Genomic DNA, 16,654 nt, shown 5'->3' on the forward strand with positions numbered 1-16,654 from the left:
AAGAAGGTAGGTGTTACATGTCCGAGCTTAATGAAAAGTTAGCCACAGCCTGGGAAGGTTTTGCGAAAGGTGACTGGCAGAACGAAGTCAACGTACGTGACTTTATCCAGAAAAACTACACCCCATATGAAGGTGACGAATCCTTCCTGGCTGGCGCAACTGATGCGACCACCAAGCTGTGGGACAGCGTAATGGAAGGCGTTAAACAGGAAAACCGCACTCACGCGCCTGTTGATTTCGACACTTCCCTCGCATCCACCATCACTTCTCACGACGCGGGCTACATCGAGAAAGCGCTCGAGAAAATCGTTGGTCTGCAAACTGAAGCTCCGCTGAAACGTGCGATTATCCCGTTCGGCGGTATCAAAATGGTTGAAGGTTCCTGCAAAGCGTACAATCGCGAACTGGACCCGATGCTGAAAAAAATCTTCACCGAGTACCGTAAGACTCACAACCAGGGCGTATTTGATGTTTACACCAAAGACATCCTGAACTGCCGTAAATCCGGCGTGCTGACCGGTCTGCCGGATGCTTACGGCCGTGGCCGTATCATCGGTGACTACCGTCGCGTTGCGCTGTACGGTATCGACTTCCTGATGAAAGACAAATACGCTCAGTTCCAGTCTCTGCAAGAGAAACTGGAAAGCGGCGAAGATCTGGAAGCAACCATCCGTCTGCGTGAAGAAATTGCTGAACAGCATCGCGCTCTGGGTCAGATCAAAGAAATGGCAGCGAAATACGGCTGCGATATCTCTGGTCCGGCGACTACCGCTCAGGAAGCTATCCAGTGGACCTACTTCGGTTACCTGGCCGCCGTTAAATCTCAGAACGGCGCGGCAATGTCCTTCGGTCGTACTTCCAGCTTCCTGGATATCTACATCGAACGTGACCTGCAGGCGGGTAAAATCACCGAGCAAGACGCGCAGGAAATGGTTGACCACCTGGTCATGAAACTGCGTATGGTTCGCTTCCTGCGTACCCCGGAATATGATGAGCTGTTCTCCGGCGACCCGATTTGGGCAACTGAATCTATCGGTGGTATGGGCGTTGACGGCCGTACTCTGGTAACCAAAAACAGCTTCCGCTTCCTGAACACCCTGTACACCATGGGGCCGTCTCCGGAGCCGAACATCACCATCCTGTGGTCTGAAAAACTGCCGCTGAGCTTCAAGAAATTCGCCGCTAAAGTATCCATCGATACCTCTTCTCTGCAGTACGAGAACGATGACCTGATGCGTCCGGACTTCAACAACGACGACTACGCTATCGCATGCTGCGTAAGCCCGATGGTTGTTGGTAAGCAAATGCAGTTCTTCGGCGCTCGCGCTAACCTCGCGAAAACCATGCTGTATGCCATCAACGGCGGCGTTGATGAAAAACTGAAAATGCAGGTTGGTCCGAAATCTGAGCCGATCAAAGGCGACGTGCTGAACTATGACGAAGTCATGGAGCGCATGGACCACTTCATGGACTGGCTGGCTAAACAGTACGTCACCGCGCTGAACATCATCCACTACATGCACGACAAGTACAGCTACGAAGCCTCTCTGATGGCGCTGCACGACCGTGACGTTATCCGCACCATGGCGTGTGGTATCGCAGGTCTGTCCGTTGCTGCTGACTCCCTGTCTGCTATCAAATATGCGAAAGTTAAACCGATTCGTGACGAAGACGGTCTGGCTATCGACTTCGAAATCGAAGGCGAATACCCGCAGTTTGGTAACAACGATGCTCGCGTCGATGACATGGCCGTTGACCTGGTTGAACGTTTCATGAAGAAAATTCAGAAACTGCATACCTACCGCAACGCTATCCCGACTCAGTCTGTTCTGACCATCACCTCTAACGTCGTGTATGGTAAGAAAACCGGTAACACCCCAGACGGTCGTCGCGCTGGCGCGCCGTTCGGACCTGGTGCTAACCCGATGCACGGCCGTGACCAGAAAGGTGCTGTTGCCTCTCTGACTTCCGTTGCTAAACTGCCGTTTGCTTACGCTAAAGATGGTATCTCTTACACCTTCTCTATCGTACCGAACGCGCTGGGTAAAGATGACGAAGTTCGTAAGACTAACCTGGCCGGTCTGATGGATGGTTATTTCCACCACGAAGCGTCCATCGAAGGTGGTCAACATCTGAACGTGAACGTCATGAACCGCGAAATGCTGCTCGACGCGATGGAAAACCCGGAAAAATATCCGCAGCTGACCATCCGCGTATCTGGCTACGCGGTACGTTTTAACTCCCTGACTAAAGAACAGCAGCAGGACGTTATTACTCGTACCTTCACTCAGACCATGTAATTCCCTGTCTGACTGAAAAAGCGTACAATAAAGGCCCCACATCAGTGGGGCCTTTTTAACAAGTGATTCCCTGCCCCAGCCTGCTTTGCCAGTTATCTATACTTTGGGTACCTGTCAAAACAGACTTAACACAGCCGGTTTGAGCTGTGCATCACAGGCCCTGGAGGGCCGAACCCGGAGATATCACCGCAATGTCAACTATTGGTCGTATTCACTCCTTTGAATCCTGTGGCACCGTCGATGGCCCAGGCATCCGCTTTATTACCTTCTTCCAGGGCTGCCTGATGCGCTGCCTTTACTGCCATAACCGCGACACCTGGGATACCCATGGCGGTAAAGAAATCACCGTTGAAGAATTGATGAAAGAAGTGGTGACCTATCGCCACTTTATGAATGCCTCCGGCGGCGGCGTCACCGCATCCGGCGGCGAAGCGATCCTGCAGGCGGAATTTGTCCGCGACTGGTTCCGCGCCTGTAAAAAAGAAGGAATTCATACTTGCCTCGATACCAACGGATTCGTGCGCCGCTACGATCCGGTGATTGACGAGCTATTGGAGGTCACCGATCTGGTGATGCTTGATCTCAAACAGATGAACGATGAAATCCACCAGAACCTGGTCGGCGTTTCTAACCATCGTACGCTGGAATTCGCGCAGTATCTGTCAAAGAAAGGGATTAACGTATGGATCCGCTACGTTGTCGTTCCCGGCTGGTCCGATGATGACGATTCCGCTCATCGCCTGGGTGAATTTACCCGCGATATGGGCAACGTCGAGAAAATCGAACTCCTGCCCTACCATGAGCTGGGTAAACACAAATGGGTAGCGATGGGCGAAGAGTACAAGCTTGACGGCGTACACCCGCCGAAGAAAGAGACCATGGAGCGGGTGAAGGGTATCCTTGAGCAGTATGGTCATAAGGTGATGTACTAACGGCTCTATACCATAATAACGGTTGCCATTAAGCAGCCGTTATTATTATTACAGTTAACTATGCATTAGAAAGGAATCTATGCGCTTACTTATCTTCGCTCTTTCCCTGCTATCAGCCCAGTGCGTCTTTGCTGCTAGCGAGTGTGATCTCAATACCATCGTCAAAAAGGCCTGGCCAGAAGGCGTGCCGCAAGGTAAATCAATAATTATTCGCGGTGAAAGCGATAGTTATTCACCGCAGAGCGCAATTTGCCGCGTCTGGCCGGCTCATCCTGAGATCACGCTGGCGGCCATTCCGCTGATGTCTCACGAACAAACTGACTACGAACATACTGGCGATCTTGAACTTCTGGTCCTCAACTCCGCCACTCTCGAGGTGAAACAGCGGTTACGCCTCGTCGACCGTATGAATGATGATACGATTAGTATTGATAGTATTGCCCTTGATACCGCCCGCTGGAAAATCACGCCTACGCAAACCGCTTTTGGTTTACGCATTACTCTGAGGAATCCCTCCAGAGTAGCCCCTTTTAGAGAAGAGGTGTTGTGGCTGTATTCATATGATAACAATCAGATTCATAAAGTACTTGATGGCCTTGTCGTTAACAGAACACATGGTGAATGGGATGGCATGTGCGCAGGGGAATTCGATCATATTGAACGTACTCTGGTCATGGTTCCCTCATCCGGCAATGGAGGCTATGCCGATATCCGGGTAAGTGGAAGAAACGAACATACCACCAGAACCATTTCCAAAGAGAACGATTGCGAAGATATGGAAAAAACCGGCAAAGAGACATGGTTATTGCACTTTGATGGCAAACACTACCCTATTCCGAAAAAGCTAGCCCCTCTACTTGATTAACGTCGCCCAAATAAGCTGACGTTTTTCTTAGTTCGTCATGGAAGCATTGAAAATGGACATCCGGAAGATGACTATACGCCTGTTAGTTTCAACAACATTCTTACTGGCATCGCAGTGCATTTTTGCCGCCAGCAGCTGTGATATCAATGCCATCATTAAACAGGTATGGCCTGATGCTCAGCCGACTGAGCAGGGGGTCATCACACCGGCAGAGCAATTTATCAAAACACAAAATGGCTCGCCTTTTAGCGCTATTTGTCGCATCTGGCCTGCTCATCCCGAGCTCACGCTGGCCGCCGTTCCGCTAATGGAGCCAGAACAGCGCGACCATAACCATAATGCCGATCTCGAGCTGCTGGTACTTGATACTGCAACTCTTGAAGTTAAGCAACGTTTACATCTTCCCGAACGTATGAACGATGACGCGATCTATATTAGCGATCTTGCTATTGATACCGCGCGCTGGAAGATAGCGCCAGAGCAAACTGCGTTTGGATTGCGCATACAGAAAACCGGAAGTTCTCGCGTTAATCCCATTAGTGAAGAGGCGCTATGGCTTTATACACTCGATCGCGGCCAGCTTCGCGTAGTGCTGGACGGCATAGTGCTAAAATATAGCGTCGGGGAATTGGATGGCAACTGCGCCGAGGAATTTACGAATATCATACGCACGCTGGCAATGGGCGCCACAAAACATCATGGCTTTAGCGACATAAAAGTCAGCGAAAAGAATGTCGCCTCAACGGCCTGGCTGGACGAAAATAACGAGTGCAGGTCGAAAGATATTCCGACGCAAAAAACATGGACGCTGCAATACGATGGTAAGCAATATCGCGTTCCAGCTAAGTTACACCCAATACAGTAGCTATATTGTTATATTCACGATTGCACGCATCGATGGGGCCCTCCCATCGATGCCCTGAGGGTATCAGGCGTGTGCCACCGGCGTCGGGTGATGTCCGGCTTTGCGCAGCAGCGTCAGCAGGTAAATAAACGATACGCTGGCGATCATAATAAACAGTAGGTTATCAGAGAAGTTCTGCATCAGCATTGCCGTCAGGGTCGGCCCCAGCAGGCTGCCGATGGTATAACTCATCAGCAGCGCCTGGTTCATCGCCACCAGTTGATGGTGTTCAACCTTCTCGCAGGCCCAGGCCATCGCCACCGGATACAAAGTAAAACCGGATGCGCCGAGCACAAAAAGCGCCGGCGCCATTGCCGCCTGGCTGAGCATCGCCAGACAGCCCAGAATCACCACAAAGACCTGAACGCGCAACACCAGAAGACGGCCATAGCGGTCAGCCAAACGCCCTACCGGCCACTGCCCAAGGATCCCGGCGCTGACCATCACCGCCATCCAGAAACCAATACCGGAATCGCTGACGCCCTGATGGTTCAGCCACAGCGGCATCAGGCCGTATAGTGAACCGAGTACAATACCGGATATAATGCAGCCATTCACACCGTGGCGAGCCTGACGCAGCTTCAGCATCGGCCAGATACGTACCGTTTCATGCGGCTCGTCGGCCTGGCTCATGATACGCGTAAACAGCAGCGGCAGGATCGCCGCCAGCGCCAGGCCGGTAACCCACGGCAACACGCTCATTAAATCGGTCGGTAATTTACTTACCATCAGTTGACCCAACACGGTACCGACGTAATAGACCATCATGTACGCCGCCAGCAGCCTACCACGGCTGCGGGAAGTACCGCTGCACACCAGCGCGCTTTCCACCACCACCCAGATCATCGCGCAGCCCACGCCGGCGATAAAACGCCAGCTCAGCCATGTCCAGAAACCGAGTGTAATACCCAGGCCAACGCAGCCGACGGCAAAAATCAATGACGCCAGGTAATAGCTACGATTAAACCCCAGACGTTTAATGACCCAACCGGCAAATAAGGTTCCCACCAGGTTACCGGTGAAATAAGAGGAGCCGACCATCCCAACCTGCCAGGTTGGCATATTTTCATGGGCGAGCCAGAGCGGGACAAGCGTATTTAAAACCGCGATTGCCAGCGTCAACAGAAGCAGGCCACAGAGCAACATTTGCACTGGGCGAGTGTAGATGGTCATGGGTGTTAACCGTGAGGAAGTTCAGATTTCGTGCGCATCATGACACCGCTGTAAACATTGTCAATCCGCCAGAATTCAGGCCTGACGCGGTTTTCAGGGCAACGATAGAAGTTTTTTATCCAGCGCAACGGCAACGGAATTATTCTTTATATTATTCCATTGTTTTTATTAATTTATTGGAAAACCAGGAAGGAAATATCAGTAGAAAAATTTCATCAATCAACCGCATTTTTTAATCACGCCGAAATAGGCTTCCGGCGTGATTTCACGTTATTAACTGGCGATAGCCATACCGACGGTCATATGTAGACCATAGAATACGCCGCGGCCAATCATCTCGCCGACCAGCACCAGCACAAACGCCAGCCCCAGCAGCGGCAATGCGGGTTGATAACCTTTAAGCTGCGGTACAATCCAGCAGACCAACGCCAGCACTAACGCGACCGTCCTCCATGCCATTAAAGAACCGTAATTCGGCACCAGCGCCGAAGCCTGCTGAATCGAACTATGGATCGTCGCCAACTCGCTGCCCTGAATCAACGCGACGGTCACGCTAATCACCAACGCCACCAGCATAATCACCGGCAATAAACGCATTGCCCAACCGTCCACACCCGCGACACGCAGCAGCAGGTAGCCCAACAGCGGCCCGCCGATAAACACGGTCAGGAAGAAGTTGAGCGGCGTCCAGATGGTATACCAGGTGGGTACGGTATCGATGGTGTTATACACGCGGATCATCATCCAGACAAAGATGACGCCGAGGATCATGGTGACGACCAGCCACAGATTGCGCAGCACAGACGGCAGTTTGTTTACCACCGCCAGCAGCCAGCCAATCCCGCCGACGGCAAAGAAAAGCGCGCCGCTGGCGATTTCATTGCTTAACGAGGATGCGCCAACGCGGTTCAGCGAATTAAACGCGCGCATTGGAGAACCAAGGTGCATGGTGGAGGCAATAAAACCGATCCCCATTAGCACCCACAGCCCGAACATGCTCATTACCACCCGCCGCTGCCGCTCGCGCGAAAGTTCGCCCTTCATCAACGCCAGCGCGAGAACGATAAAGCCCCCGGCGACGCACTGCCCGAAGACCGTGAAAATCATCAGCGGCCATTCATGCCATCCATTTCCCATTTTAGACCTCCTTCGGATTGGCCAGATAGCCAGTGGTATCGCCGCACGGACGGCTGTTGGCGTTTGGTTTTATCACAATGCTCGGCCTGGTGAAGTGCGCTGACGGCAGCGGCGCCACGGCGGCCAGTTGGCCGTGCTTTTCACGCAGTTCGGCAATCGGCCCGAAGTCCAGCGCCCGCAGCGGGCAGGACTCGACGCAAATCGGCTTTTTGCCTTGTGCCACACGCTCGTGACAGCCATCGCATTTGGTCATATGCCCTTTAGCGGCGTTGTACTGCGGCGCGCCGTACGGGCAGGCCATATGGCAGTAGCGACAACCAATGCACACCTCTTCATTGACCACCACAAAACCATCTTCGCGCTTGTGCATTGCCCCGCTCGGGCAGACCTTGGTGCACGCCGGGTCTTCGCAGTGGTTACAGGCGATAGAGAGGTAGTAGGCAAAAACGTTCTGATTCCAGACGCCGTTGTCCTCCTGCCAGTCGCCGCCGGCATACTCGTAGATACGACGGAAGCTGACGTCCGGCGTCAGGTTCTTGTAGTCTTTACAGGCCAGCTCGCAGGTTTTGCAACCGGTGCAACGGGCGGAATCGATAAAAAATCCATACTGAGTTGTCATCGGTTACTCCTTACAGCTTTTCAACCTGGACGAGGTTGGTATGCGATGGGTTGCCTTTCGCCAACGGCGACGGTCGTTGGGTGGTCAGCACGTTAATGCTGCCGGCCTGATCCACGCGTGAGGCATCCGGGTTATACCAGGCGCCCTCGCCCAGCGCGACGACGCCCGGCATCATTCGCGGCGTCACTTTCGCTTCGATATGCACTTCACCGCGGTCGTTGAAAATGCGAATGCGATCGCCGTTGGCGATGCCGCGCTTCTGCGCATCGATCGGGTTAATCCACATCTCCTGACGGCAGGCTGCCTGCAGGACATCAACGTTGCCATACGTTGAGTGGACGCGAGATTTATAGTGGAACCCCGTCAGCTGTAGCGGATATTTAGCGGTCAACGGATCGTTGTAGTTTTCAAAACCTGGGGTGTAGATCGGCAGCGGATCGATCACATCGCCTTCAGGCAGTTCCCAGGTCGCGGCGATTTTGGCAAGCTCCTGGGAGTAGATTTCGATTTTGCCCGATGGCGTGGTCAGCGGATTGGCCTGCGGATCGTCACGGAAGGCTTTATACGCCACATGATGACCTTGCGGGTCACGCTGCTTGAAGATGCCCTGCTGGCGGAAAGTATCAAAATCCGGCAGTTCGGGAATCGCTTTACGCGACTGCTCATACAAATAGCGCATCCAGCCTTCCTGAGTGCGCCCTTCGGTAAACTTCTCCGCCACCCCCATACGTTTCGCCAACTCGGTGGTCATCTCATAGATAGTTTTGCATTCGAAACGCGGTTTAATAGCCTGGTCGGCAAAGATGACGTAAGACATATTGCCGCAGGAGGCATCCAGCGCGAAGTCCATCTGCTCCGAGGCGGTACAGTCCGGTAGCAGAATATCGGCGTATTTCGCAGACGACGTCATGTGGCAGTCGATTACCACGATCATTTCGCACTTCTTGTCGTCCTGCAGAATTTCGTGGGTGCGGTTGATCTCAGAGTGTTGGTTGATAAGGCAGTTACCCGCGTAGTTCCAGATCATTTTGATCGGCACGTCGAGCTTATCTTTGCCGCGTACGCCATCACGCAGCGCGGTCATTTCCGGACCGCGTTCAATCACGTCGGTCCACATAAACATGGAGATGCTGGTCTCTACCGGGTTTTCCAGCGTCGGCATGCGTTCGAAAGGCAAGCTATATGAACCTTCACGCGCACCGCTATTACCGCCATTGATCCCAACGTTGCCGGTCAGAATGGCGAGCATAGAGATGGCGCGGGTGGCGATTTCGCCGTTGGCGTGACGCTGAGGTCCCCAGCCCTGGCTGATATACGCCGGTTTCGCCGTCGCAATCTCACGGGCCAGCTTCACAATGCGCTCACGCGGGATCCCGGTAATAGTGGATGCCCACTCCGGCGTTTTAGCGATACCGTCGGAGCCCTGACCAAGAATGTAAGCTTTATAATGCCCATTAGCCGGCGCATCGGCAGGTAAGGTTTTCTCGTCGTAGCCGACGCAGTATTTATCGAGGAAGTGTTGATCGACCAGATTTTCAGTAATCATCACCCATGCCAGCGCTGAAATGAGCGCCGCGTCGGTTCCCGGACGAATCGGGATCCATTCATCTTCACGCCCGGCGCCGGTGTCGGTATAGCGCGGATCGATAATGATCATGCGGGCGTTGGATTTCTGCCGCGCCTGCTCAAGGTAGTAAGTGACCCCGCCGCCGCTCATTCGCGTTTCGCCAGGGTTATTGCCGAACAGCACCACCAACTGACTGTTTTCGATATCTGACGGACTGTTACCGTCTGCCCAACCGCCATAGGTGTAATTCAACCCTGCCGCAATCTGCGCCGATGAATAGTCGCCATAATGATTGAGATAGCCGCCGCAGCAGTTCATCAGACGTGCAATCAGGGTTTTACCCGGCGGCCAGGAACGAGTCAGAGTCCCGCCGAGCGTCCCAGTTCCGTAGTTCAGATAGATAGATTCGTTGCCATAATCTTTAATCAGGCGCTGCATATTGCTGGCGATAGTATCGAACGCCTCTTCCCAGCTAATTTGTTCGAATTTTCCTTCACCGCGTTTGCCAACGCGCTTCATCGGATATTTCAGCCGGTCAGGGTTATAGACGCGGCGGCGCATAGAGCGGCCGCGCAGACAGGCGCGGACCTGATGCAGGCCGTCGTAGTTATCGTCACCGGTATTATCGGTTTCTACGTACTTAATCGCGCCGTCAACCACGTGCATACGCAGCGGACAACGACTTCCGCAGTTTACGGTGCAGGCGCTCCAGACGACCTTCTCATTTTCCGGGGCCAACGTATCAGCGGCGTGCGCAATACGCGTAAAGGGCAAGGTCAATGCGTTGCTGGCCATCGCCAGGCCGCCTATCGCCGTGGTTTTCATTAAACCACGTCGGCTAACTTCGGCAGCCAGTAAAGCATCGGGGGCTTTGATTTTCATAGATACTCGCTTTGGTTGCTCACAATAAGCTGACAATCGTTATATAATTTTATATATATCGGATTTTATTGGCTTTTTATGCTGTATTAATCCAAAGGGAGTATCACCGGATTCACTGAATGGATTATTGCCCGGTATCAATAAGGATATAAAAAAAGCGCCCGCAGGCGCTTTTAAGGAAAGAGCAGAAAAGATTAACCGATATATTCGAGGCCGCGCATATACGGGCGCAGAACTTCCGGGATCTCGATACGGCCATCGGCCTGCTGATAGTTTTCCATCACCGCAACCAGCGTACGGCCAACCGCCAGACCAGAACCATTCAGAGTATGAACGAGACGAGTCTTTTTGTCGGACTTGCTGCGGCAACGCGCCTGCATACGACGCGCCTGGAAATCCCAGACGTTGGAGCAGGAAGAAATTTCGCGATAGGTATCCTGCGCCGGAACCCACACTTCGAGGTCATAGGTTTTACAGGCGCTGAAGCCCATATCGCCGGTGCACAGCGCTACCTTACGGTACGGCAGACCCAGCAGTTGCAGAACCTTCTCAGCGTGGCCGGTCATCTCTTCCAGCGCCGCCATGGAGTCTTCCGGACGTACGATCTGCACCATTTCAACTTTGTCGAACTGGTGCATACGGATCAGACCGCGAGTATCACGACCATAGGAACCCGCTTCAGAACGGAAGCACGGCGTATGGGCGGTCATTTTGATCGGCAGATCGTCTTCGTCGATGATTTCGTCGCGGACCAGGTTAGTCAGCGGCACTTCGGCGGTCGGAATCAACGCGTAGTTGCTGCTATCGGCTTCTTCTTCCAGCGGACGAGTATGGAACAGGTCGCCGGCGAATTTCGGCAACTGGCCAGTACCATACAGCGTGTCCTGGTTCACCAGATACGGAACATAGTTTTCACTATAGCCGTGCTGTTCGGTGTGCAGATCCAGCATGAACTGCGCCAGTGCGCGGTGCAGGCGGGCCAGTTGGCCTTTCATCACCACGAAACGGGAACCGGTCAGCTTAACGGCGGCGGCGAAGTCCAGACCGCCATGCATTTCGCCCAGCGTAACGTGGTCGCGCACCTCGAAATCGAACTGGCGCGGCGTACCCCAGCGGCTGACTTCAACGTTGTCGTTTTCGTCGCGGCCAACCGGCACGTCATCGTGAGGAATATTCGGGATCGCCAGCGCGATATCGCGAATTTCCGCCAGCAGCGTTTCCAGCTCGGACTTTGCGGCATCCAGCTGTTCGCCAAGTTTGTTCACTTCCAGGCGTAATGGCTCGATATCTTCCCCGCGCGCTTTCGCCTGGCCAATGGATTTCGATCGGGAGTTACGCTCCGCCTGCAGGTTTTCGGTTTGAACCTGCAGAACTTTACGACGCTCTTCAAGAGCGCGCAGTTTATCTACATCCAGCTTAAAGCCCCGGCGTGCCAGTTTTTCTGCGACTGCGTCTGGCTCGGTACGCAGCAGATTGGGATCGAGCATGCTTATCCTGTGCTTATCGAATTTAAATAGGAAAAGTGGCCGCAAACTACGGCCACGGAAATATAGGTAATAACCTTACCGCAACGCCACAATTAGCGGTAGCGTTTTATCTGGCTATTTTGATCCAGTTCGGCAAGCCAGGCGAGCTTTTCAGCGATTTTGCCCTCGAGCCCCCTGTTTGTTGGCTGATAATAGCGCGTTTGCGCCATTTCCTGCGGGAAATACTGCTCGCCGGCGGCGTAGGCGTTAGGCTCATCGTGCGCGTAGCGGTATTCCTGACCATAGCCCATCTCTTTCATGAGTTTGGTCGGCGCATTGCGTAAATGAACCGGCACGTCGTAATCAGGGCGATCGCGGGCGTCGGCCAGCGCGGCCTTAAAGGCGGTGTACACCGCATTACTCTTCGGCGCGCAGGCCAGATAAACAATCGCCTGAGCGATAGCCCGTTCGCCTTCCGCCGGCCCGACGCGGGTAAAACAATCCCACGCGGAAATGGCCACCTGCATGGCGCGAGGATCGGCGTTACCGACATCCTCAGACGCGATAGCCAGACAACGGCGCGCAACATACAGCGGGTCGCCGCCCGCGGTAATGATCCGTGCGTACCAGTACAGCGCCGCATCCGGCGCGCTTCCGCGCACGGACTTATGTAGCGCGGAGATAAGATCGTAAAAACGGTCGCCTTTATTATCAAAACGCGCGCTACGCTCGCCGGCAATTTCGGTAAGCAACTCTGCCTTCAGCACTCGCTTGCCCGAATCATCGTTTTCAGCCATATCGGCCATCATTTCCAGCGTATTCAACGCCCGGCGCGCGTCGCCGTTAACCAGTTCGGCAATCGCCTTGCGGGTTTCATCCGGCAGGACAATATCCTGTCCGCCGTAACCTCGCGCTTTGTCGCTCATCGCCTGGTTGAGCACCTGCTCGATATCGTCCGTGGTCAGTGATTTGAGCAAATAGACGCGAGCGCGGGAGAGCAAAGCGGAATTAAGTTCAAATGACGGATTTTCGGTCGTCGCGCCAATAAAAGTAATAGTGCCGTCTTCGATGTGCGGCAGAAAGGCGTCCTGCTGACTTTTATTGAAACGATGCACTTCATCAACAAACAGGATAGTGCGTCGGCCGGCGTTGCGGTTTTGCCGCGCGCGCTCGATAGCTTCGCGGATCTCTTTGACGCCAGAGGTGACAGCCGAGATACGTTCAACATCGGCATTAGCATAGCGGGCGATCACTTCCGCAAGGGTAGTTTTACCGGTGCCCGGCGGCCCCCACAGGATCATCGAGTGCAGATGCCCGGCCTCAATCGCCCGCGGCAGCGGTTTGCCCGGCGCCAGCAGGTGCTGCTGGCCAATGTACTGCGCTAAATTTTCTGGCCGCATACGGGCGGCCAGAGGTTGAAATGCATTATCGGAAAAATCGAGCGAAAAGTTGCTCACATTCGCCTCTACTTACGTTGATCGTCCACCGTCACCCCTTGCGGCGGCGTAAAAGTGAACTTAGATGCATCGACGGCGCCATTCTGCTGCGACTTCAGCTGATAGCTGCTGCGCTGGTCGTCCTGCTCAACGGCGCTGAACTGATGGATAGTGCCGTCACGACCGACATTGATCGTGAACTGCTTCAGATTGCCGTTACCGCTTTTTGGCGTCAGCACAAAATCATCGCCGTTTTGCTTGATATTATATTGCTGCCAGTCCGCTGACTGGTTGCGGGCGATCAGCATGAACGGCGTGTTGCTGGTCGCGTTTTTCAGCCAGGTCGCGGTTGCCTGCTCGACAAACGGGTTGTAGAACCACAGCGTTTTCCCATCCGACACCAGAATGCTTTCATCCGGCTGGGTCATATGCCAGTTGAACAGATTCGGGCGTTTCACCCACAAATCGCCCTGCCCGTCCTGCACGGCATTACCGCTTGCGTCGGTTACTTTCTGAGTGAAGCTGGCATGGAAGCTGCTGACTTTATCCAGACGGCTTTTTAAGTCGCCGGCAGCGTCTGCCCAAACCTGGCTTACCACGAAGCCAGACAATAATGCACAGGTGATGGCAAGTTTCTTCATTGTTGATCCTTATTGTGCGTCACTCCCGACGCGGGAGCCTGTTCTGTCTCTACTGTAGAGCCGTTGATAGCAACGGAATAGCAGAACAGGCTGATTTTGCGCTTATTTACCGAACTTTGCACTTACTCGAAGGGTGGCGGCGCCAGGACTTCACGGTTACCGTTATGGCCCTGCTCGCTGACGATCCCCTGAGCTTCCATCTGCTCAATGATGCGCGCCGCGCGGTTATAGCCGATGCGGAACTGACGCTGCACCCCGGAGATCGAGGCTTTGCGCTTCTCGGTCACGAAGTTGACAGCCTGGTCGAACAGCGGATCCAGCTCTTCGCCGCCATCAAAGCCGCCACTACCGCCTTCGCTTTCGCTGTCGGAGGTAATGCCGTCAACATACTGCGGACGACCGCGCGCTTTCCAGTCCTGCACCACGGCGTGTACTTCCTGGTCACGGACAAACGCGCCATGCACACGAACCGGCATCGTGGAGTTTGGCCCGGAATAGAGCATATCACCCATGCCCAGCAGCGATTCTGCGCCGCCCTGGTCAAGGATGGTGCGCGAGTCAATCTTGCTTGATACGGTAAAGGCGATACGCGTCGGGATGTTGGCCTTGATAAGACCGGTAATCACGTCAACCGACGGACGCTGGGTCGCCAGCACCAGGTGAATGCCCGCCGCGCGCGCTTTCTGCGCCAGACGCGCAATCAGCTCTTCTACCTTCTTACCGACGGTCATCATCAGATCGGCGAATTCATCCACCAGCACCACGATATACGGCAGTTTTTCCAGCACCGGATGTACGGCATCCATGCTGTCGCCCGGTTTCCAGTACGGATCCGGGATCGGACGTCCCATGCGCGCGGCCTCAGCGATCTTCTCGTTGTAGCCCGCCAGATTACGCACGCCCAGCGCCGACATCAGCTTATAACGGCGCTCCATTTCATTGACGCTCCAGCGCAGCGCATTGGCAGCGTCTTTCATGTCGGTGACCACTTCCGTCAGCAGATGCGGGATACCTTCGTACACCGACAACTCAAGCATTTTCGGGTCGATCATGATGAAACGAACGTCTTCCGGCTGCGCTTTGTAGAGCATGCTGAGAATCATGGCGTTCACGCCGACCGATTTACCAGAACCGGTGGTACCGGCAACCAGCAGATGCGGCATTTTCGCCAGATCGGCCACCACCGGATCGCCGGCGATATCTTTGCCCAGCACCACGGTAAGCGGCGATGGGTTCTCGCGGAATTTCGGGCAATCGAGCACTTCGCGCAGGTATACGGTCTGGCGTTTTTTGTTCGGTAATTCCAGGCCAACATAAGGTTTCCCCGGAATGACTTCTACCACGCGCACCGCCACGGTCGACAGCGAACGCGCAAGGTCGCGCGACAGGTTAGAGATACGCGCGGCCTTCACCCCCGGCGCAAGATTCAGCTCAAAACGGGTGATCACCGGGCCCGGCGAGTAGTTCACCACATCCGCTTTAATGCGGAAATCGGCGAGGCGCGCTTCGACCAGGCGCGCCATCTGCTCAAGCGCAAAGGTATCGACAGGTTCAACTTCGCTCGGCGGCGGCGTCAGGAGATCTAGCGACGGCAACGGCGTTGTTGGTCTTTGTAGCGGACGGCTGTCGCCATTACGCATCAGCAATGGATGAATAAGGCTCTCCTGCGGCTGCGGCGCGGGCGGCTGATAACCCTGCGGCGCAACCGGCTGTTGCTGCTGCATTGGCTGTTGAGCCGTCTGATAAGCCTGCGGCTGCGGCGCTACCGGCTGATGGTGTACGGGCTGCTGCGCAGGTTGATAACCCTGCTGCGGCGCGGCTGCCGGTTGTTGATAATGCTGAGCCGGTTGCTGGGGCTGTACTTCCGGCGTCGGCGTAAACAGCGGCTCGCTCGGACCATCATTGACCAGCGTTTTCATCGGCGAGAACTCATAGTCCGCCGGTGAGAAGGGATTAGCTCCCGGCGGCTGCTCGCTGGCATAGCGCTGTTGCTGAGTGGCGGCAAACTGGCGCGCCAGTTCCGCTTCAGCGGCAGCGTCTTCGTCCTGCTCATCGCTTTCTGACTCATAGGACTCGCCATAGCGCTGTTGCTGGGTTGCGGCAAACTGACGAGCCAGCTCGTCCTGTTCCAGCGCATCGGCTTCTTCGTCGCTCAACGGTTCATTATCGTAATGATGTTCAAGCTCGGCCCGACGCGCGCGCTCTTCAGCAATACGCTGAGACGGCAGCTTAATGCCATAGGAAGCCAGTTCCCGACGAGTCGGTACGCGGACGCGATTCGGACGCGGCAGTTTCGGACCGATGCCCTCTTTTACCTGTACCCGCGGGCCGCTGGATGCCGGGCTGAAAACGGGCGCTGCGTCAGCGACGGTTGACGCCACTGAGGCGGCCGCGGCTGCGCTTCCAGAAGTCGTGGCCTGATGAACGCCAGCGGCGACGGCTGTCACGGCGGCGGCCTCAACGGATGGCATGGATGGAGCAGTCGGAGTGGTTATCGGTTTGGTCGCCACCGGGCTCGCTGGTTCAGGGATTGGCTGGTACCAGGACTCCAGCAACTCGCGTTCGCGCGCGCGTTTCTCTTCAACTTCCTCGAAGTAATACATCGGCGGGCGTTTAGTTTCTTCCTGCGGCGCTTCAGGCTCAGCGGCAGGCGCCGGTTCCTGATGGTAAACAGGCTGCTGCTGCGGCGCGTATTCAGGCTGATACACCGGCTGCTGCGGATGCGCGGCTTC

At 54.8% G+C, this 16,654-nt stretch carries 12 protein-coding genes; 4 read left to right on the forward strand and 8 right to left on the reverse strand.

The window, feature by feature from the left end:
• Positions 1-17: 17 nt before the first annotated feature.
• The 4 genes from pflB (at position 18) to ABLV17_RS02090 (ending at position 4,962) form a co-directional block, all read left to right on the forward strand.
• On the forward strand, positions 18-2,300 hold the full coding sequence (gene pflB, locus ABLV17_RS02075) for a formate C-acetyltransferase (RefSeq protein WP_047045583.1): 2,283 nt from the start codon (positions 18-20) through the stop codon (positions 2,298-2,300).
• 191 nt (positions 2,301-2,491) lie between these two features.
• A complete protein-coding gene (gene pflA, locus ABLV17_RS02080) occupies positions 2,492-3,232 on the forward strand; it encodes a pyruvate formate lyase 1-activating protein (RefSeq protein WP_015367479.1) in 741 nt (246 codons plus the stop codon).
• A 79-nt stretch (positions 3,233-3,311) separates the two neighbouring features.
• Entirely contained in the window at positions 3,312-4,097 is a 786-nt protein-coding gene (locus tag ABLV17_RS02085) for a hypothetical protein (RefSeq protein WP_308958817.1), read from the forward strand.
• 67 nt (positions 4,098-4,164) lie between these two features.
• Positions 4,165-4,962 (forward strand): hypothetical protein, encoded by a 798-nt coding sequence (locus ABLV17_RS02090; protein ID WP_228306440.1) that lies wholly within the window; start codon positions 4,165-4,167, stop codon positions 4,960-4,962.
• A 63-nt stretch (positions 4,963-5,025) separates the two neighbouring features.
• Here ABLV17_RS02090 and ABLV17_RS02095 read toward each other — a convergent pair whose 3' ends face one another.
• The 8 genes from ABLV17_RS02095 to ftsK form a co-directional block, all read right to left on the reverse strand.
• Positions 5,026-6,174 (reverse strand): MFS transporter, encoded by a 1,149-nt coding sequence (locus ABLV17_RS02095; RefSeq protein ID WP_045389472.1) that lies wholly within the window; start codon positions 6,172-6,174, stop codon positions 5,026-5,028.
• A gap of 273 nt (positions 6,175-6,447) precedes the next feature.
• Positions 6,448-7,311 carry a dimethyl sulfoxide reductase anchor subunit family protein gene (locus ABLV17_RS02100; protein WP_087858154.1) on the reverse strand — a complete coding sequence of 288 codons (864 nt, stop codon included), beginning with the start codon at positions 7,309-7,311 and terminating at the stop codon, positions 6,448-6,450.
• A 1-nt stretch (position 7,312) separates the two neighbouring features.
• On the reverse strand, positions 7,313-7,930 hold the full coding sequence (locus tag ABLV17_RS02105) for a DMSO/selenate family reductase complex B subunit (protein ID WP_015367482.1): 618 nt from the start codon (positions 7,928-7,930) through the stop codon (positions 7,313-7,315).
• A 10-nt stretch (positions 7,931-7,940) separates the two neighbouring features.
• Positions 7,941-10,379, reverse strand: coding sequence for a dimethylsulfoxide reductase subunit A (dmsA, locus tag ABLV17_RS02110; RefSeq protein WP_308958111.1), 2,439 nt, complete (start codon positions 10,377-10,379; stop codon positions 7,941-7,943).
• Positions 10,380-10,573: 194 nt separating this feature from the next.
• Entirely contained in the window at positions 10,574-11,866 is a 1,293-nt protein-coding gene (gene serS, locus ABLV17_RS02115) for a serine--tRNA ligase (RefSeq protein ID WP_015704878.1), read from the reverse strand.
• Between the two features lie 92 nt (positions 11,867-11,958).
• Positions 11,959-13,302 carry a replication-associated recombination protein RarA gene (rarA, locus tag ABLV17_RS02120; protein WP_113374875.1) on the reverse strand — a complete coding sequence of 448 codons (1,344 nt, stop codon included), beginning with the start codon at positions 13,300-13,302 and terminating at the stop codon, positions 11,959-11,961.
• 8 nt (positions 13,303-13,310) lie between these two features.
• The gene (gene lolA / locus ABLV17_RS02125; protein WP_015367486.1) at positions 13,311-13,922 is read right to left on the reverse strand and encodes an outer membrane lipoprotein chaperone LolA; all 612 of its coding nucleotides are present in this window, start codon (positions 13,920-13,922) and stop codon (positions 13,311-13,313) included.
• Between the two features lie 122 nt (positions 13,923-14,044).
• Positions 14,045-16,654 (reverse strand): DNA translocase FtsK (gene ftsK, locus ABLV17_RS02130; RefSeq protein WP_348854063.1); only part of this gene is annotated, 2,610 nt, incomplete at its 5' end.

The organism is Klebsiella sp. CN_Kp091 (assembly GCF_040065095.1).
Taxonomy (GTDB): Bacteria; Pseudomonadota; Gammaproteobacteria; order Enterobacterales; family Enterobacteriaceae; genus Klebsiella; species Klebsiella aerogenes.